The following is an 18,587-nucleotide window of genomic DNA, read 5'->3' as shown; positions in this document are numbered from 1 at the left end:
ATTTCACCCGAGACACCCCCCATCGAAGCGGCGGCCCTTCGGGTTCGGACGCGCCACCGGGCTGACTGCGCCCGCAGCAGGGCGCAGCCGCCGGTCGCAGGAGCGGCCGGGTCCGCGCCGCCGTCACCGCCAGACGGCCGCGGTGTTGTTGAGGACCGTGGCGTCACCGTAGCCGACCAGTTGGCCGATGGGGAGCATGCCGAGGCGGCCGTGGTGGTCGAGTTCGCCGTCGCCGCGCCAGCAGCCGATCTCGCCGGTGCGGAACATGCGGTCGCCCGGATCGCCGAAGGGGTCGGCGACCAGGCGCTCGCCGGTGGGGGCGGCGCGGCGGTGGTAGCCGCGGGCCAATCCCGCACCGGCGACATAGATTTCGCCGATCACGCCGGGCGGCAGCGGATTCAGTTTCTCGTCCAGGATGTAGCAGCGGGTGCCGACCACCGGGCCGCCGATGGAGACCGCCACGTGTGGGGCGACCGGGGTCAGGGGGCGGCTCACGGTGGCGTGCAGGCCGGTCTCGGCCCAGCCGTAGCCGCTCACGAACGACCGTCCGTCCGACCAGATTCCGGTCAGCTTGGCGGGGCATGCCGCACCCGTGGTGGCCAGCAGCCGCAGGTCCGGGAGCGGTTCCGCGCCGGGCAGGGTGGCGAGGATGTACGGGGTCAGCACGGCGTGGGTGACCCGGGCGTCCAGCATGAGTTCGTACAGGTCCGCGCCCGCGTACGGCCCCGCGGGGGCGAGCACCAGGGTGGCCCCGGAGGCCAAGGCCAGCAACAGTTCCCAGATCGCCGTGTCACGACCCGGCGTGGCGGCGGCCAGCACCCGGGCGTCGGGATCGGTGTCGCAGCGCTGCGCCTGGGTCACCACGAGGTGGGCGAGCGCGGTGTGGGTCATGGTCGCGCCCCGCACCACACCGCTCGATTCGAGCGGGTAGACGACGTAGGCGGGATTCCGCAGATGCAGCGGGCGCACCCGATCGGCATCGGTGATCGGGTCCGCGAGCGGAGCCGCCCACACCCCGGCCGGGCCGGGCGCGCTCTCGCCGCCGGTCCGGCGCCACGGGGCGTCGGCGCCCTCGGCCACCAGTTCCCGGGCCCGCGCGTCGAGCACCTCCAGCGCGTCCTCACCGTCCCCGGCCGAGGACGTGATCGGAGCGATGCTCAGCCACGGACCGGCGCCCGCCGCGGGCAATGAGTCCCGCCGGTAATCGGCCGTAATCCCCGCGACCGCACCGGAATCCGCGAGGATCGGGGCGATCCTGGTGATCGGCGCGTCCGGGTCGACCGCGAGGAACGCGGCCCCGGCCTGCGCCACGGCGCACACCGCCACCACCCATTCCGGCGACCGCGGCAGCGCCACCGCCACCACGTCCTCGGGGCCGATGCCCGCACCGATCAGCTTGCGCGCCAATCTGTTCGCGTGCGCGTCCAGTTCGCGATAACTGAGGGTCAGGCCCCCGCACACCACGGCCGGGGCCTCCGGGTCGTAGGAGGCGGCCCGGGTCAGCAGCCGGGGCAGGGTCAGCGCGACGGCCGTGCTGGTGTCGTTCCAGCGCCGTAGTTGCCGTTGCCAGTCGTAGGGCGAGTCCATGGACTCGGCGGTGCGACGGACGAAAGCCGGTGCGGCATCGCAAACATCCGGAGAATCGGCGAGCATTGTCCCTCCCGAAGTCGAGACCTGCGGATAGCGCCGGAGCGCGGCGGTTTCGCGCTCCGACTGCGGACAGTACAGCACCGAGACAGCAAGTCCGCTGCTATTCCTTTCGTGCCGCGAATGGACGCATGATCAGGCGTTATATGGACGTCCGATCAGGCCGCGCCCGCGGCCGGGAGATCACGCCGCGACGGTGTCCGAGCGCGCGAGCGCGGCGGCCGTCCGGAGACGACCGCCGCGCTCGATGTCGAGGAGAACCGGGTGGCGTGCGGGAGAACTAGGTGGTGGACGCCTTCTCGGTCTCGAGCACGGTGTGCTGGCCCGAACCCCAGCCCACATGGGCCTCCGCGCGCATGCGCTCGACCATGTGCGGGTAGTGCAGCTCGAAAGCCGGTCGCTCCGAACGGATTCGGGGCAGCTCGTAGAAGTTGTGCCGCGGCGGCGGGCAGGATGTCGCCCACTCCAGCGAGTTGCCGTAGCCCCACGGGTCGTCCACGGTCACGACCTCGCCGTAGCGGTAGGATTTGAAGACGTTCCACACGAACGGCAGCATCGACGCGCCGAGCACGAACGAGCCGATGGTGGAAATGGTGTTCAGCGTGGTGAATCCGTCGCTCGGCAGGTAGTCGGCGTACCGACGCGGCATACCCATGTTGCCCAGCCAGTGCTGCACCAGGAACGTGGTGTGGAAACCGAGGAACGTGGTCCAGAAGTGCCACTTGCCCAGGCGCTCGTCGAGCATGCGGCCCGACATCTTCGGGAACCAGAAGTAGATGCCCGCGAAGGTGGCGAAGGCGATGGTCCCGAAGAGCACGTAGTGGAAGTGCGCGACCACGAAGTAGCTGTCGGACACGTGGAAGTCCAGCGGCGGGCTCGCGAGGATGACGCCCGACAGACCACCGAAGAGGAAGGTCACGATGAAGCCGAGCGACCACAGCATCGGCGTCTCGAAGGTGAGCTGGCCGCGCCACATGGTGCCGATCCAGTTGAAGAACTTCACACCGGTCGGGACCGCGATGAGGAACGTCATGAACGAGAAGTACGGCAGCAGCACCGCGCCCGTGGCGTACATGTGATGCGCCCACACCGCGATCGAGAGCGCCGCGATGGCGATCGTCGCGTACACCAGTGTGGTGTAGCCGAAGATCGGCTTGCGGGAGAAGACCGGGTAGATCTCCGAGACGATGCCGAAGAACGGCAGCGCGATGATGTACACCTCGGGGTGGCCGAAGTACCAGAACAGGTGCTGCCACAGCAGATTTCCGCCATTGGCGGGGTCGTAGATGTGCCCGTGCAGGTGCCGGTCGTAGAACAGGGCCAGCGCGGCCGAGGTCAGGATCGGGAAGGCCAGCAGGATCAGCAGACTGGTGATCAGGATGTTCCAGGTGAAGATCGGCATCCGGAACATGGTCATGCCGGGGCAGCGCAGGACCACGATGGTGGTGATGAAGTTGACGCCGCCGAGGATGGTGCCCAGACCGGAGACGGCGACGCCGAGGATCCACAGGTCACCACCCACGCCCGGGGTGTGCACGATGTCCGACAGCGGGGTGTAGGCCGTCCAGCCGAAGTCCGCCGCGCCGCCGGGGGTGATGAAGCCCGCGGTCGCCATGCTCGCGCCGAACAGGTACAGCCAATAGCTCAGCGCGTTCAGCCGCGGGAAAGCGACGTCGGGAGCGCCGATCTGAAGCGGCACAATGATATTGGCGAAGGCGAACACCACCGCGGTCGCGTAGAACAGCAGCATGATGGTGCCGTGCATGGTGAACAGCTGGTTGAACTGTTCGGTGGACAGGAACTGCATGCCCGGCCGCGCCAGCTCGCCACGCATGAGCACCGCCATCAGACCGCCGATCAGGAAGAACGAGATCGACGTGAACAAGTACATCTGACCGAGCATCTTGGGGTCGGTCGTGGTGACCAATTGATAGATGAACGATCCTTTGGAGCGCTTCCGGGGCGGGTAAGGCCGGACCGCCTCGAGGTCCTTTTCAGGTTTTGGAGATACCGCAGTCACCACATCCTCCTCGGGAGGGTTCCGTCCAGCTCTACCAATCGGGGCACATAGAACGGCGCACAGCGTACCGACAGCTACTCAATCTTGACCGAAAACACTCCGGTCGGTGCGGAGTGGGATCGAAATGCAAGATACTGCAGGGCAACCGTGACGTTCACAGCGGCCACCACCCAGGTTTGACATGCTGTTCACCCGCGATTCACGCCCCGACATCATCAAAAGCTCATATGGCGCGGTCCAATATCAGTGTTATGTCTCGATCGCTGCGCAACCGCGTACTCACCGTCACCGTGGTCGGCAGCCTCGGCCTCCTGCTCGCCGTCGGGTCGGCCACCACCGCCCATGGCGAACCCCGGGCAGTCATCCAGGGGCGCGGCGAGGTGACCGCGCACGTCACCGGCGAGAAGCCGAACAACAAGTGCCAGATCGCGGGCCACGACGTGAGCGGGCCGTGGGGGGTCGTCGGGGCCGACGGGACCGTGAACCTCACCCTCGGCGCGGCGTATCACGGCGGCAAGCGACTACGGGTGATCTGTGAGGACCCCACACGCGGTGACGCCAGCCTGCACACGGTGAAGTCGGACCGCGTCGCCTTCGACGGACTGCTCTCCCCGATCCGCCAGATCATGCACAACCGGTTCTTCGGGGCCTGATCAACTCTCGTGACTCTCAGGGGCTTCGCCCCCGAACCCCCAGAGGGGTACGTGCCCGGCACGGGCGGCGGCGACCGCCGCACGCACCGCGGGGGCGGTCTCAGCCGCGAAATGCTGGGTGGGGCGCTCGCCTTCGGGGTCGACAGGGAGCAGGAATTGGCTGATGCCCTGGGTCAGGGCGAGATCGGTGAGCTGGGGCGGACCCATGGTGGGGTCGATGACGTAGGCGCGGCGGATCAGGGCGGGGATGCGGCCGGATGATCGGGCGGCGTCGTCGATGGCGGCCATGCGGGCCGGGAGGGTGACGGGCGGGGCGTAAGCGGCGCTGCCGAGCCAGCCGTCGGCGAGTTCACCGGTCAGGCGGAGCGCGCGGGGGCCGTAGACGCCGAGCCAGATGCCGATCGGATGTGCCGGGAGCGGGCCGGGTTTCGCGCCGCGCAGCGGGTAGAAGTCGCCCGGGAGGCGGGAGCGGTCGGCCTCACCCCAGAGCGCGCGCAGCACGCCGATGGCCTCGCGCAGCGCGCTCAGGGCTTGGCCGGGCGTGCGTCGCGCGCCGCCCATGGCCTCGATGGCATCCCAGAACGCGCCCGCGCCCAGACCCAGTTCGACACGACCCGCGCTGAGCAGGTCCAGGCTGGCGGCGCTGCGGGCCAGCACCGCGGGCGGGCGCAGCGGCAGATTGGCGACCGCGGGCATCAGGGTCAGGGTGCGGGTGACGCCGGCCAGATAGGACAGCAGGGTCCAGGTGTCGAGGAACGCGGGCTGATACGGATGATCCTGGACGGCCAGCACTTCCAGCCCGGAGTCGTCGGCCTGCCGGACCAGGCGCAGCAGGGCACGCCCGCGCGCCGCATCGGGCGGGACGAAGATGCCGAACCTGAGCTCATGCCCGTAATCCGCCATAGCAATTATCAAGCTACCGCGCGGGCCGGGGACGCGGGCGATATCGGGCCGATTCGGCGCGTCCGGCGAAGGAATTCGTTTCAGATCGTGATCGAGCGGAAACCCAACTCCATAGTCGTTGCCGGACAACGCAATACAATCGAATCCGAAAGGGTGTGCGCGATGCGGGTTCACAACACGGTCGATACGGCTCGGCGGCACTTGAGGGAGGTCGATCCCTCGGCTCTGGCCCACGCGCGAAAACGGTTGGCCGAGACCGGCATCGCCAGACTCGGTTTCCTGCTCCCACACCGGGTCAAACGCGTGCTCGCGGCTGAGACCCTCGCACTGCTCGACCACCACCGGCAGTGGGGCGAGCTGCTCCCCGAGGGTGAGAGCCTGACCCGCCAGCAAGTGGACTTGACCGGCTCCGACGTCGCGGCCCACACCGCCTGCATCCCCCAGCTCTACGACTGTGAACCCTTGCGGCACAGCCTGTCCGTGATCGCGGCCGAACCCGTCCTGCCCTGCCCCGAAGCCGAACGCTTCCAGGTCAGCCGCCGCCGGCACGACGACGCACTCGGCCGATGGCATTGGGACGCTTACGCTTTCACACTGGTTCTGGTGGTGGAGTGCCCGCCGCTGGCCGAGGGCGGCTTCGTGCAGACCGTGGCGCACACCTGCCCCGATCCCTACGACACCGATGTGCACCGGATCCTGACGCGCAATCCGATCCACTCCTGGGAGCTCGGCCCCGGCGATCTCTACCTGCTCCGCACCGACACCACCCTGCATCGCGTGCACCCGTTCGCGCACGGCCGGCGAACCACCGTCGCCATGGCCTTCGCGGCCCGAACGGAACGTGATGCCGTAGGTTTGCTCAAAGGCTCAACGAGAGCCGAATCACAGACAGTGATAGCCTGATTTTCTGTTAACGCAGCGGGGGGCAGCGTCGCCGCACCGTATCCGCTCCGGGCAGTTCTGCCCAACCCGGCAAAGGCGGCTTCCCATGGACCTGCTCAACCCGCTCGACGCGATATTCCTGGCCATCGAATCCCGCGAGCACCCCATGCACGTGGGTGGCCTCCAGCTGTTCGAGCCGCCCGCCGACGCGGGCCCCGACTACACCCACGAACTGTTCGAGGCCATGGCCGCGCGCACCGAGGTGCGCACCCGCTTCCGCCGCAAACCGAGCCGACTGCTGGGCGGCTTCTCCAGCCTCGCCTGGTCGCACGCCGACACCGTGGATCTCGGCTACCACCTGCGCCGATCCGCGCTGCCCGCGCCCGGCGGCATGAGCGATCTGCTGGATCTCACCGAGCGTCTGCACGGCATCCTGCTGGACCGGCACCGGCCGCTGTGGGAGGGCCGCATCATCGAGGGCCTGAGCGACGGCCGCTTCGCGCTCTACATGAAGATGCACCACGCCCTCATCGACGGCGTCTCGGCCATGCGGCTGCTGCAGCGCACCCTCACCGACGACCCGCTCGACACTCGGATCGCCGTCCCGTGGGGCACCCCGCCGGTGCCGCGCGACGACAGCGCCGAACCCGAAAGCCTGTGGGCCCAGGCAGGCAAGGCGCTGCCGCGGCTGCTGCGCGCGAGCGGGTCGATCGCCGCGCCGTTGCGGGGCGCCCTCGACGGACGACTCACCCTGCCCATGACCGCACCGCGCACCCTGCTCAACACCTCCATCGGCGGGGCCCGGCGCATCGCCGTGCGGTCCTGGCCGCTGGAACGGATCAACGACGTCCGGCAGGCTACCGGGGCCACCGTCAACGACGTGGTGCTGGCCATGAGTTCCGCCGCGCTGCGCGCCTACCTGCTGGAGCGGGACGCGCTGCCCGACGAGCCGTTGATCGCCATGGTGCCGGTCAATATCCGCAATGCCGCCGAGGCCGACACCTCCGAGGGCAATATGGTCGCGGCCTGCCTGGCGAACCTCGGCACCCACCTCGCCGACCCGGTGGCGCGGCTCGACCAGATCCGCACCTCCATGCGCGACGCGAAGCAGGTGTTCACGCAGCTGCCGAAGCTCGAGGCGATGCTGCTGTCGGCCGCGCTGATGACGCCGCTGGGCGTCTCCCTGCTACCCGGTTTCGAGGCGTTGCCGCGCATGCCGTTCAACCTGGTGATCTCCAATGTGCCGGGCCCGCGCAAGCCGGTCTATCTGCAGGGCGCGCGCCTCGACGCCAACTATCCGCTCTCGATTCCCTTCGAATCGCAGGCCATGAACATCACGCTCACCACCAATGGCGACAACCTCGATTTCGGTCTGGTCGGCTGCCGCCGCACGGTGCCGGACCTCGATCGCATGATCGACCATCTGGAGAACGGCCTGGCCGAGCTGGAGCAAGCGGTCGCCTGACGCGGACCCGGGAGTCGGCCCTCGCTACGCTGGAGCGGGTGATGTCGTGGCCCGAACTGCGGAAAGAGTGCCTGATCCTCGAGGACGAGGCGGTGCTGGCGTTGAACAAGCCCGCCGGGATCTCCGTCACCGGTGAACGCCACGACACCGACATGGTGGAAATGGCCGCCGCGCAGGGCGAGACGCTCTACCCGGTGCACCGTATCGACAAGGTCACCTCGGGCCTGGTGCTGCTGGCCAAGGAGCTGCCCGCGCACGGGCAGCTCACCCGTCAGTTCAACAAGCGGACCGTGGAGAAGGCGTACCTGGCCGTCACCGCCTCCACCGGGCTCCCCGACCGCGGCGTCATCGACCTGCCGTTGAGCGTGGGCCGCAAGAACCGGGTGCGCATCGCCGCGCCCCGCGAGAGCATTCGCCGCGACGGCGACACCTGGCGGGTGGACGCGCAGGATGTGCTGGCGGGCAAGAATTATCCGTCGGTCACCGAATTCACCACGCTGGCCCGCGCCGCGGACAGCACCGTCCTGGCATTGCGCCCGATCACCGGGCGACGGCACCAGATTCGCGTCCACCTGGCCTGGATCGGCCACCCCATCGTCGGCGACCCGCTCTTCGACAAGTCCGGCGCGTTCCCCCGCACCCACCTGCACTCCTGGCGACTGTCGCTGGACGCGTCCTGGCGGCCGGGCGGCCGCCTGGAGCTGGAAGCCGAGCCGGGTGCGGACTTCTGGCGCGTCGGCGACGCCGGCGTGGTGGACGACCCACGGCAACTGCTGAGCAGCGCAAGCGAACTCATGGCCCGCACCACATAGCCGGGACATTGATTTACGTTCGCTATATTGGGTGGCGGGTCTCACCGCGACCACATCCGGGCAGGTCAATTAGCCTTAATGAGTGACCGCGGTGCGGCGGCACAGCCGGGCGCAACGCTGCGACCCATGACAGAAAGCGAACGCCGATGGTTCTGCTCGCTCAGCTCAGTGACACCCACTTCAATATGGGCGCGCGCAATGTCGAACGCGCCGAACGGGTGATGGCCTTCCTGGCCGAGCTGCCGCGGCGACCCGACGTCATCATCGTCACCGGCGACATCGCCGACGAGGGCGAGCCGGAGGAATACCAGCAGGCCCGCGCCGCGCTGACCGCCGACCTGCCCGTGCTGATCCTGCCCGGCAATCACGACGACCGCGGCAATATGCGCAACGTCCTGTTCCCCGGCACCGAGGGCGCCGGCCCGATCAACCAGTCCTACCGCGTCGACGGCGTCACCCTGGCGCTGCTCGACTCCAGCATCCCCGGCAAACCGGAGGGCCTGCTCGAGGACGAGACCTACGACTTCCTCACCGACTTGCTCGCCGCGACCCCCGCCGACCAGACGGTACTGATCGCCATGCACCATCCGCCGGTGCCGGTGCGGTCCACCGTGGTCGACCCGATCCGGCTCACCAATCCGGAACGGCTGGCCGAGATCGTGGCGGGCGACGACCGGATCGCGGCGGTGCTCACCGGGCACGTGCACGCCGGGCTGATGACCCAGTTCGCGGGCAAACCGCTGATCGTCGCGCCGAGCGTGTCCTCCACCATCGGCTGCGAATGGGAAACGGCCGCACCGGGACACGTGCCGATCGACTTCGCGCCCGACCCGTCGATCATCTTCCACTCCATCGAGGACGGCCGGCTGCTGTCCATGTTCCGGCCCATCGCCATGGGCGGCTGGCTCAGCGAACCGCTGGACTGACCGCACCGCGCCGGTACGCCGACGGGGTGGTGGCGGTCCAGCGTTTGAAGGCGTGGATGAAGGTCGACGCCTCCGCGTAGCCGAGCCGGATAGCCACATCGCTGACCGACAGCGGTGTGGCGGTGAGCATCTCCTCCGCCAGCGCGCGCCGCACCTCGTCCAGCAGCTGCCGGTAGCTGGTGCCCGCCGCGTCCAGGTGGCGGCGCAGGGTGCGGGTGCTCATGTTCAGATCCCGTGCCACCGAGTCGATTCCGGGCGGCACCGCGAAACCGTCCAGTCCGCCGCGCGGCACCAGCCGCTCCCGCACCTCCGCGGCGATGCCGGTGCGGGCGCGGCGGCGCGACACCAGCTCGCGGCACTGCGCCAGGCACATGGCCCAGGTGTGTTCGTTGGCTTGCGGCAGGGGCTGTTCCAGGACCGCCGGGTCCATCGTGAACAGGTTGTGTTCGGCCTCGAAAGTCGGTGTCACGCCGTAGATCTCGGTGTACATGTCGAGGCTGCCGGGCGCGGGGAAGTCGAAGTCGGCGCGCAGCAGGTGGATCCGGTTGCCGGTGAGGTCCGACATCATCTGGTGCATGGCGGTGACATCACGCTCCACCAGGAAGCGGCGGACGTCGGCGGGCACGCCCTCGTCGTGGATACGGGCCACGAACTCGCCCGGCCGCCAGCGGGCCGCCGGGATACAGAAGGTGAAGCTCAATTCCAGGTAGCGCAGGGCGAAGGCGATGGCCTCACCCAGGGTAGGGCTGCTCACGCAGGCGAACCCGAAGATCCCGAACGTGGTGATCCGGTACCGCCGCCCCACCTCCAGCCCGAGGTTGGGGCGCCCGCCCAGTTCACGCACCAGATTCCGGATCACCGCCAGCTCGGTGTGCGCGTCGATCTGCTCGTCCGGATTGGCCAGCTGCTTCTCGCTCAGCCCGCTGCCCTGCAGCATGCGCGCCGCCGGGACCCCGTGTTCGCGTGCGAAACCGACCATGAGCGCGACACTCGCCACCCCACGTGGGAAGTCCCAATCCCGGATTCCCGCCTCCTGCACCGTGCCCATAGCCTGATTATGGCCGAAATTCTCGATCCGGTCGCCCACTAAATTCGACGAGCGCTCCTACCCTGAGAAGAGTCTTCGATGTGTGAGGAGCACCACAATGCCCGAGGTCATCATCATCGGCGCGGGGTTCGGCGGGCTCGGCATGGCGATCGAGCTGCAACGCAACGGCTTCCGTGAATTCACCATTCTGGAACGGGCCGCGGACCTGGGCGGAGTGTGGCGGGAGAACACCTACCCGGGGGCGGCCTGCGATGTGCCGTCGCCGCTGTACTCGTTCGCGCACGAGCCCAAACCGAGGTGGCGGCAGCGGTATTCGACGCGCGAGGACATCTGGGAGTACATGCGCGGGATCGCCGATCGGCACGGGCTGCGCGACCACATCGTGTTCGGGGCCGACGTCAGCGAGGCGGAATTCGACGAGACGACCGGGCAGTGGACGGTACGGACCGCCGACGGGGCAGCCCGGACCGCCGATGTGCTGATCTCGGCGGTCGGGCAGCTGTCGCGACCGGCCATGCCGCCGATACCCGGGATCGAGCAGTTCGCCGGGGAGTCCTTCCACTCGGCGCGGTGGGACCACAGCGTCGAGTTGGCCGGCAAGCGGGTGGCCTGCATCGGTACCGGGGCCAGCGCCATCCAGTACGTTCCCGAGATCCAGCCGAAGGCAGCGCACCTGACGGTGTTCCAGCGCACCGCGGCCTGGGTGCTGCCCAAGTTCGACACCGACTACAAGCCGGTGCATCAGCGCGTGCTGGTCGCGGTACCGGGAATGCCCGTGGCCGAACGGCTTTCGTGGTGGCTGCTGGCCGAATTCCTGGCGCTGGGGCTGGTCGAGTTCCCCGGAATCGCACGATTCGTGTCCCGGATCGCGGAGAAGCATCTCGAGGAGCAGGTCGCCGATCCGGCGCTGCGCGCCAAGCTCACCCCCGACTTTCCGATCGGCTGCAAACGCGCGCTGTTCTCCAACGACTACTACCCGGCCCTGTGTGAACCCAATGTCACCGTGGAGACCGCCGCCATCAGCGAGATCGTCCCCGAAGGCATCCGCACCGCCGACGGCGCGCTGCACGAGGCCGACGTGATCATCTACGGCACCGGCTTCAAGGGCACGGAATTCCTGTGGCCCATGAAGATTCGCGGCCGCGGCGCCCGCAACCTGGAGGACGCCTGGGACGGCGGCGCGCACGCCTACCTCGGCATCACCGTCCCCGAATTCCCCAACCTGTTCCTGGTCTACGGCCCCAACACCAACCTCGGCGTCGGCTCCATCATCTACATGATCGAATCCCAGACCCATTACATTCGCCGCGCCCTGCAACTCCTCGGCGAACACCCCCGCACCTACCTCGAAGTCCGCCCCGACCCCGAACGCGCCTACAACGACGCCCTCCAGCACCGCCTGGCCCGCACCCCCTGGAACTTCTGCACCAGCTGGTACCGCACCGCCTCCGGCCGGATCACCAACAACTGGCCCGGCACCACCCGCAGCTACCGCCGCCGCACCCGCGACCTCCACCTCCCCGACTACACCTTCACACACATCCGCCCCTGACCTGCGCCATCGACCAACGCCCCGGGCCCAACCCGCCCGCCGACGCCCCCTCCGTCACCGAGCTTTCGGTCGAGCAGCTCAGCGGGGACCCGGCGTGGCCGACGAGGGTGGTTGTGGGGGTGGCGCCCGGACTCTGTGGAGATGGTGAGAGGTCTGCGGGGGTCGGGGCCCGGACACGGCAGACTGGTAGGCGTGACCGATTCGTACCGGATTCGCGGCGGCCTGGCCGAGCCCGTCGGCGTGGCGCAAGCCGGAAGAACCGAGGGGCCGCCGCTGCCGCACGGGGCGCTGCGGCCCATCGAGCTGGCGGCCGGAGCCGTGCTGGGCGGGGCCACGGTGGGGCTGGTGACCCTCGGGGCGCTGGTGCCGTTCGCGGCGGTGCTGCAGTTGGTGGCCGCCGTGCCCATGGGGCTGCTCGCGCATCGGCATCGATTCCGGGCGCAGTTGGCGACCACCATCGCGGGCACGCTGGTGACGTTCGTGGCGGCGGGTCTGCTGCCCGCGGAGAACCTGGTCGGTGTCGCCGTCATCGGCGGGATCATCGGAACGGTGAAGCGGCGGCGCGGCGGGCTGCCCGCGGTGGTGGCGTTGTCGGCGATGGCCGGGTTCGTGATGGCGACGCTCACGGTCGGGATGCTGCTGGCGTTCACGCGGTCGCGGGACCTGGTGTTCGACAACATCCGGAACACCGCGGAGGGTCTGGAGAGTCTCGCGGCGAAACAGGACGCGCTGCAGCCGATCGGGCGGGCCATCGCCGGTTACACCGACACCATCCTGCAGTGGTGGTGGGCGTTCGTGGGTGGCGGAATCATGGCCGCGATGCTGGTCAGCGGCGTGTTCTCGTGGTTCGTGCTCGGGCGGGTGCTGGATCGGCTGGCCTGGCTGCCAGGCCGGGACAGCCTGCTCGACGCGCCGGACGATCCGCGACCGGTCGCCCCGCTGCCGGTTACCTTGCGCGGCGTCACCTTCCGCTATCGGGGAGCCCGCGCCGACGCCCTGCACGGCATCGACCTGACCGTCGATGTCGGCGAGTTCGTGGCGGTGGTCGGGCACAACGGGTCCGGAAAGTCCACGCTCACCAGGATTCTCGCGGGCCGTCCGCCGACCTCCGGAACGGTGACCCGCCCGGGCGCGGCGGGCCTCGGCGTGCGCGGCGGCACCGCGATGGTGTTGCAGCGACCCGAGAGCCAGACCCTGGGCGTGCTCGTCGCCGACGACGTGGTGTGGGGTCTGCCCACCGAGGACGCGGCGACCGTGGACATCGATGGCCTGCTCGCCGAGGTCGGATTGACCGGCATGGGCGGGCGCGAGACCGCGACCCTGTCCGGCGGCCAGCAGCAGCGGCTGGCGGTCGCCGCCGCCCTGGCCCGGCAGCCCACCCTGCTCATCGCCGACGAGGCGACCTCCATGATCGACCCCGAAGGCCGCCGCGACCTGGTCGCGCTGCTGGCCCGCCTGCCGCGCCGCCACCCCATGGCCGTCGTGCTGGTGACCCACCACGAAGCGGACGCGTCCGCCGCCGACCGGGTGATCCATCTCGAACAGGGCCGCTCGGTCGCGCACCTGCCCGCCTGGCCGCGGCCGGTCGGCGACCCGCGGCGTCGGCCGATGGGCGAACCTGTGCTCGAATTGACCGGCGTCGGCCACACCTACAACCGCGGCACCCCGTGGGAAGCGCCCGCCCTGCACGATATCGACCTCAGCGTCCGGCGCGGCGAGGCCCTGCTCATCGTGGGCGGCAACGGGTCCGGCAAGTCGACACTCGCGTGGATCATGGCCGGGCTGACCGTGCCCACCTCGGGCACCTGCACACTGCGCGAACCCATGGGCACGACCCGCCCGGTGCACAAGCGAATCGGGGCCGTACAGCTGGCTTTCCAGCATTCCCGGCTGCAGATGCAGCGTCAGGACGTGGGCGCCGAGATCGAGGATTGGGGTGGCCGCGGCAGTTACGCGGTGGCCCGCGCGCTGGACGAAGTCGGCCTGGACCGGAGCCTGGCCACCCGTTCGATCGAGGAACTCAGCGGCGGCCAGGCCAAACGGGTGGTGCTGGCGGCCATCGTGGCCAGTCACCCGCACGTGGTGGTGCTCGACGAGCCGCTCGCCGGACTGGACCCCGAAGGTCGCGCGGGAGTGGTGGAACTGCTTGCCCGCCTGCGTGATTCGGGTCTGACCCTGATCGTCATCTCGCACGACGTGGCCGATATGGCCGCCGTCTGCGACCGCACCGTCCACCTGCGCGACGGCCGGCTCGTCGAGAACGCCACCGCCGCGGCGCAATACGCGCACGACTTCACCGGAGGCCTCCGATGAGCAGCGTCGTCCTCCGTGAGGTCCCCGTCGACAGCCCCGTGCATCGACTGTGGGCCGGTACCAAGATGATCGCCGTCTTCGCGATCAGCCTGCTGCTCATGTTCATCCCGTCGTGGGCGCTGCTCGGAGTGGCGGCCGCGTTCCTGATCGCGGTCTTCCTGCTGGCCCGCCTGCCGCTGGGCACGCTGCCGCGTTTCCCGTGGCTGCTCTGGCTGGGCATCGCGATCGGCGCGGCCATCAACGCGCCCGTCGGGTCGTCCGCGCTGCTGCGGTACGCGCAGGTGATCGTGTTCGGATTCCTGCTGCTGGGCGCGTCGTTCCTGGTCGCCTGGACCACGCCGATGGGTGAGGTCGCACCCGCGCTGGCCCGGCTCGGCGCGCCGCTGAAGCGGATCGGCTGGACCCGCAACGGGGTTCGCCACGCGGTGCCCGTCGACGAGTGGGCGGTGGTGGTGGCGCTGACGCTGCGCGGCCTGCCGCTGCTGCTCGAGGAGATGCGCCTGCTGCGGGCGGCGCGACGGCTGCGACCCAAGGACTCGCTGCTGCATCGCGCCGCGGAGAATCCGCTGGTCGACATTCTGACCGCGAGCATGGCCGTCTCCAGCCGCCGCGCGGGCGAGCTCGGCGAGGCCATCACGACCCGCGGCGGCACCGGCGAGTTGACCGCCCGGCCCAGCTCGCCGGGTCGCGCCGACGCGGTGGCGCTCGTGGTGGTGGGATTGGTGTGCGCGCTCGGAATCGTCGTGGAACTGGTCATATAGGACGACGCGGGCCGAAAATTATCCAGGTTGTCGGCATCGCACGCTACCGTGAGGCGCGTAGAACGCGTTGCTGATAGCAACCGGGCTCAGGGCGGACGCACAAGGGGGGAATTCTTCAACCCGGGCCGTGTGTTGCCACAAAAACCTGATGAAGATTGGAAGACCCATGATGCTGCGCAAGATCACCGCTGTCACCGCGCCGGTAGTCACGGCCGTCGCCATCGCCGGAGCCGGTGTGGCCCACGCCGACGCCACGGTGCCCGATATCGGTTACCAGACCCAGCTGGTCGGCAACACCGTCGTGACCACCCTCACCGATGGCACCTTCGAGCTGTCCGGCGGCGCCGTCGATATCAAGGACGCCTCGGGTGCGACGGTGCTCGAACTGCCGCTCGCCTTCACCCAGGACGGTCTGAGCTACCCGGTGCCCGCCACCGTCAGCGATGACGGCACGGTCCTGAACATGACCGCGGTCAAGGATGTCGCGGCGGCCAGCCCGGCGCTGCACCCGGTGGCGTCGCTGACCGAGAACCAGCTGGCCATGCAGGCCTTCGCCAGCCAGTTCGGCATCGCGACCGCGATCGGCAGCTTCGTCGGCCTGGCCCTCGGCGCAGCCGTCGGTCTCATCGGCTTCGCCGGTGGTCCCGCCGGCCTCGCCACGGTGCCGGTCGCGGCCACCGTCGGCGCGATCATCGGCACCCTGGTGGTCGGCGGCCCGGCCCTGGTCATCGCGGGTGTCGACCTGATCAGCACGCTGACCGCGGCGCCCGGCACCACCAAGTGGGCGAACCCCGGCGCGTAGGACTCCGGCCGGCGGGTGCGCCGCGCCTCAGCGCACGGTGCACCCGGCGGTGACCGGCTCGCCCGCGAAGCGGTCGGTCAGAAAGTTCATGGCGCCCCAGGCTTCTCCCACCGCCGCCGGGTTGTGGCCCGGGATGCCCGAGTGCACGGCGGTGAGGGTCGCGCCCAGCGCGCAGTAGCGGTCGACGAGGTCGCTGAAGCCCGATGACGGGATCACGTCGTCGGAATTGCTGTGATACAGGTACAGCGGGACGTCCGGCGCCCAGCCACCCAGTTCCTGGCGATCGGTGACGGACCGGAAGGCCTGGCTGCCGAGGATGTCCGGGATCGCCGAGTAGTCGTCGATGCGCCGGAACACGTGGTGAGCCACGAGATCGCTACCGCAGGAAGCGGATTCCTGTGTGATCAGCGCGCGGCCGCTGTCATTGAGCGAGTCCGCCAAGTCGGGATCGTTGCGTGTCATGGCGATCAGGATGAGCACCCCGAGTCCGGCCTGCACGCTGCCGTCCACGCCACGGGCGATGGCCGGGATACCGGCCGGGACGCCGCCGGAGGTCACGCCGGCGAACCAGAGCTCGGGCGCGTAGCTCGCCCGCAACTGCATGGCCCACAGGGTGGCGAAGGCCCCGCCGGAATATCCCCAGGCCCCGAGCGGGCTGGCATCGGTGATCCCCAGCGGCGCAAAGGCTTTGGCGGCGCGGACGCCGTCCAGGACCGCGCGGCCGGAGTTGACGCCGTCGAAGAATCGGGACTGCGCGCCCTCGTAGTCGGATACCACCACCGCCCAGCCGCGGCGCAGCGCCTCGGCCAGGAACGGCACGTCGAGCAGGGTGTTGGTGATGGCGAGGTCCCGGCCGCCGCCCAGCGCGAACGATGGGGCGCAACGGGTTCCGAGACTGTCCTCGGCAATCTGATACGACAGCAACGGACGATCCCCGGGCCCGGTCCACGGGGTGAGCGGAGCCATCACCGTGGCCACGTCGGCGGCGGCCTGCCCGGCGGAATCGGTGGTGCGGTATCGCACCTGCCAGCCCGCGACCGGTAGCGGCAGCCCCAGGACGGCGATCGGCCGGGAATCGAGAATCGTCCCGTTTCCGTACTCTCCCAGATCGATTGGCGTCGAATAGAAGGGATCGGCGTCGGGAACCGGAATCTCCGCGCTGGCACCGGGCACGGCGATCGCCACCGCCCAGAGGGTTGCCGCGCCGATCAGCCCGATCCGCCACCCCGATCCGAACCATGCGCCATCCCGCCGCATCACGCCTCCAGCGTCCGACCTCCCGACGCTCCGGACCCCACGGACCTGCTGTTCGCCTGATGACTCCAGCGCATCGGAGAACCAAAAGGTACTGCCGCCGTCCGGCCCGGTCAATGGCGTCCCGCGCGCCGTAACTACGGCGTTGCGCGGTTTCTCACACGAAAAGATATATCCAGCAAGAAGTCCAGCTCTTTATAACTGGCTCTACCATTTGCATACCAGTTGCCGCCATGCTCGACCAATGCCGCGCCGCCTCCTCGCCCTCTACATCGGACTCTGGCTCTACGGCCTCTCCATGTCCGTCATGATCCGCGCCGCCCTCGGACTGGACCCGTGGGACGTCTTCCATCAGGGCGTAGCCGACCACGTTCCCCTGAGCTTCGGCACCGTGGTCGCGATCACCGGCGCCGCCGTCCTCCTGGCGTGGATTCCCTTGCGCCAGTGGCCAGGTCTGGGCACGGTCAGCAATGTCGTGGTCATCGGCATCTCGGTGGACGCCGGCCTCTGGCTCCTGCCCGAACTCGACGGCCTCCCGATCCGCGTCGCCGCCATGGCCGCAGCCGTCGTCCTCAACGCGATCGCCACGGTCCTCTACATCGGCGCGGGCATGGGCCCGGGCCCACGCGATGGCCTGATGACTGGCCTGGTCCGCCGCACAGGACGACCGGTATGGCTGGTGCGGACAGGCCTGGAGGCGACCGTGTTGTCCGTAGGTTGGGTCCTCGGCGGCAGCGTCGGCATCGGCACCGTGGTCTACGCCTTCGGCATCGGCCCCCTCATCCAATTGATGATCCCGTTCGTAGATCGCTACCTGCCGGGCTTCCATGAGGCGGAATCCCCGACGTCAGCGGCCACCGCGGCGGAGCCGATGGTCGCCTGAATCACGCTCAGCCCCGGTCGATGAGGTCGGCGAAGATGCGGGTGATGCGGTCGGTCAGCGCTTCCGGGGTGGTGCCGGATTGGGTGGCGCGAAGGGCGAATTTGCCGTCGACGGTGAGCGAGGCCATGCCGTGGGCGAGGGACCACCAGGCCAGGGCCATGGTTTCGGCGTCGGCGGCGGGGAGGAAACCGGAGGCGACGGCGTCGGCGACCGCGGATTCCAGGACGGCGAAGGCGGCGTCGCCGGCGGCCTCGGTGTCGGGATGTTTCTCGGGTTGGGAGAGTTCGGGGCGGAACATGATGCGGAAGTAGGCGGCGTGGTCGCGGGCGAACTCGACGTAGCGGTTGGCCATGGCGATCAGGGCGGCGCGCGGGTCGGGGGCGGTGTCGCGAGCGGATGTCATTGTCGCGCCGAGGATTTCGAAGCCGCGGGCGGCGAGGGCGGACATCAGAGCGGCGCGGTCGGCGAAGTGGTGATAGGGGGCGCCGGGGCTGACGCCGGCGGTGCGGGCGACTTTTCGCAGGCTCACGGCGGCCAGGCCCTCGGACTCGATCAGTTCCAGGGAGGCGCGCAGTAGTTCCTCGCGGAGGTCTCCGTGGTGGTAGCGGTCCTTGGTCGGCGGCATGGCATGAGCGTAAGGGGTTGACGGCGCGCGGCCTCGCAATC

Annotated in this window: 16 protein-coding genes; 10 read left to right on the top strand and 6 right to left on the bottom strand. The window is 69.3% G+C overall.

What is annotated here, in order from left to right; genetic code table 11:
• Window positions 1–123: 123 nt before the first annotated feature.
• Window positions 124–1,653 carry an AMP-binding protein gene (locus tag ACFRAQ_RS35365; RefSeq protein ID WP_379107416.1) on the bottom strand — a complete coding sequence of 510 codons (1,530 nt, stop codon included), beginning with the start codon at window positions 1,651–1,653 and terminating at the stop codon, window positions 124–126.
• A 274-nt stretch (window positions 1,654–1,927) separates the two neighbouring features.
• A complete protein-coding gene (gene ctaD, locus ACFRAQ_RS35360) occupies window positions 1,928–3,667 on the bottom strand; it encodes a cytochrome c oxidase subunit I (protein ID WP_379107415.1) in 1,740 nt (579 codons plus the stop codon).
• Between the two features lie 251 nt (window positions 3,668–3,918).
• Between ctaD and ACFRAQ_RS35355 the strand changes: the two genes are divergently transcribed.
• Window positions 3,919–4,320, top strand: a complete 402-nt coding sequence (locus tag ACFRAQ_RS35355) for a hypothetical protein (protein WP_379107414.1) — start codon at window positions 3,919–3,921, stop codon at window positions 4,318–4,320.
• Here the strand turns inward: ACFRAQ_RS35355 and ACFRAQ_RS35350 are convergent, their stop codons facing one another.
• The gene (locus tag ACFRAQ_RS35350) at window positions 4,321–5,223 is read right to left on the bottom strand and encodes an LLM class flavin-dependent oxidoreductase (protein WP_379107413.1); all 903 of its coding nucleotides are present in this window, start codon (window positions 5,221–5,223) and stop codon (window positions 4,321–4,323) included.
• 162 nt (window positions 5,224–5,385) lie between these two features.
• On the opposite strand from ACFRAQ_RS35350, the gene ACFRAQ_RS35345 reads away from it, so the two are divergent.
• The 4 genes from ACFRAQ_RS35345 to ACFRAQ_RS35330 all read left to right on the top strand — a co-directional run bounded on the left by ACFRAQ_RS35345 (window position 5,386) and on the right by ACFRAQ_RS35330 (window position 9,308).
• A complete protein-coding gene (locus tag ACFRAQ_RS35345; protein ID WP_379107412.1) occupies window positions 5,386–6,126 on the top strand; it encodes a hypothetical protein in 741 nt (246 codons plus the stop codon).
• A gap of 85 nt (window positions 6,127–6,211) precedes the next feature.
• Window positions 6,212–7,570 (top strand): wax ester/triacylglycerol synthase family O-acyltransferase, encoded by a 1,359-nt coding sequence (locus ACFRAQ_RS35340; protein ID WP_379107411.1) that lies wholly within the window; start codon window positions 6,212–6,214, stop codon window positions 7,568–7,570.
• 41 nt (window positions 7,571–7,611) lie between these two features.
• Window positions 7,612–8,382 (top strand): RluA family pseudouridine synthase, encoded by a 771-nt coding sequence (locus ACFRAQ_RS35335; RefSeq protein WP_379107409.1) that lies wholly within the window; start codon window positions 7,612–7,614, stop codon window positions 8,380–8,382.
• Window positions 8,383–8,528: 146 nt separating this feature from the next.
• On the top strand, window positions 8,529–9,308 hold the full coding sequence (locus ACFRAQ_RS35330) for a metallophosphoesterase (protein ID WP_379107408.1): 780 nt from the start codon (window positions 8,529–8,531) through the stop codon (window positions 9,306–9,308).
• Here the strand turns inward: ACFRAQ_RS35330 and ACFRAQ_RS35325 are convergent.
• Window positions 9,289–10,356: an AraC family transcriptional regulator gene (locus ACFRAQ_RS35325; protein ID WP_379107407.1), complete on the bottom strand. Its 1,068-nt coding sequence runs from the start codon at window positions 10,354–10,356 to the stop codon at window positions 9,289–9,291. The two genes, ACFRAQ_RS35330 and ACFRAQ_RS35325, sit on opposite strands and share 20 nt — an antisense overlap.
• Before the next feature lie 97 nt (window positions 10,357–10,453).
• Here ACFRAQ_RS35325 and ACFRAQ_RS35320 point away from each other — a divergent pair, with 97 nt between their 5' ends.
• The 4 genes from ACFRAQ_RS35320 to ACFRAQ_RS35305 all read left to right on the top strand — a co-directional run bounded on the left by ACFRAQ_RS35320 (window position 10,454) and on the right by ACFRAQ_RS35305 (window position 15,784).
• Window positions 10,454–11,908 carry a flavin-containing monooxygenase gene (locus ACFRAQ_RS35320; RefSeq protein ID WP_379107406.1) on the top strand — a complete coding sequence of 485 codons (1,455 nt, stop codon included), beginning with the start codon at window positions 10,454–10,456 and terminating at the stop codon, window positions 11,906–11,908.
• A gap of 192 nt (window positions 11,909–12,100) precedes the next feature.
• On the top strand, window positions 12,101–14,221 hold the full coding sequence (locus ACFRAQ_RS35315) for an ABC transporter ATP-binding protein (protein ID WP_379107405.1): 2,121 nt from the start codon (window positions 12,101–12,103) through the stop codon (window positions 14,219–14,221).
• Window positions 14,218–14,982 carry an energy-coupling factor transporter transmembrane component T family protein gene (locus ACFRAQ_RS35310; RefSeq protein WP_379107404.1) on the top strand — a complete coding sequence of 255 codons (765 nt, stop codon included), beginning with the start codon at window positions 14,218–14,220 and terminating at the stop codon, window positions 14,980–14,982. The genes ACFRAQ_RS35315 and ACFRAQ_RS35310 overlap by 4 nt, the downstream gene beginning before the upstream one ends.
• Before the next feature lie 148 nt (window positions 14,983–15,130).
• Window positions 15,131–15,784, top strand: a complete 654-nt coding sequence (locus tag ACFRAQ_RS35305; RefSeq protein WP_379107403.1) for an ammonium transporter — start codon at window positions 15,131–15,133, stop codon at window positions 15,782–15,784.
• A gap of 27 nt (window positions 15,785–15,811) precedes the next feature.
• On the opposite strand, the gene ACFRAQ_RS35300 is transcribed toward ACFRAQ_RS35305, so the two are convergent.
• Window positions 15,812–17,041, bottom strand: a complete 1,230-nt coding sequence (locus ACFRAQ_RS35300; protein ID WP_379107401.1) for a lipase family protein — start codon at window positions 17,039–17,041, stop codon at window positions 15,812–15,814.
• Between the two features lie 241 nt (window positions 17,042–17,282).
• On the opposite strand from ACFRAQ_RS35300, the gene ACFRAQ_RS35295 reads away from it, so the two are divergent.
• The gene (locus ACFRAQ_RS35295) at window positions 17,283–17,921 is read left to right on the top strand and encodes a YitT family protein (RefSeq protein WP_379107399.1); all 639 of its coding nucleotides are present in this window, start codon (window positions 17,283–17,285) and stop codon (window positions 17,919–17,921) included.
• Window positions 17,922–17,928: 7 nt separating this feature from the next.
• On the opposite strand, the gene ACFRAQ_RS35290 is transcribed toward ACFRAQ_RS35295, so the two are convergent.
• The gene (locus ACFRAQ_RS35290; protein ID WP_379107398.1) at window positions 17,929–18,546 is read right to left on the bottom strand and encodes a TetR/AcrR family transcriptional regulator; all 618 of its coding nucleotides are present in this window, start codon (window positions 18,544–18,546) and stop codon (window positions 17,929–17,931) included.
• Between the last annotated feature and the right edge of the window lie 41 nt (window positions 18,547–18,587).

The organism is Nocardia sp. NPDC056611 (assembly GCF_042792755.1).
Lineage (GTDB): Bacteria > Actinomycetota > Actinomycetes > Mycobacteriales > Mycobacteriaceae > Nocardia.
Note: the sequence above shows the minus strand (reverse complement) of the source record. Positions and strands in the feature narration are given on the sequence as shown.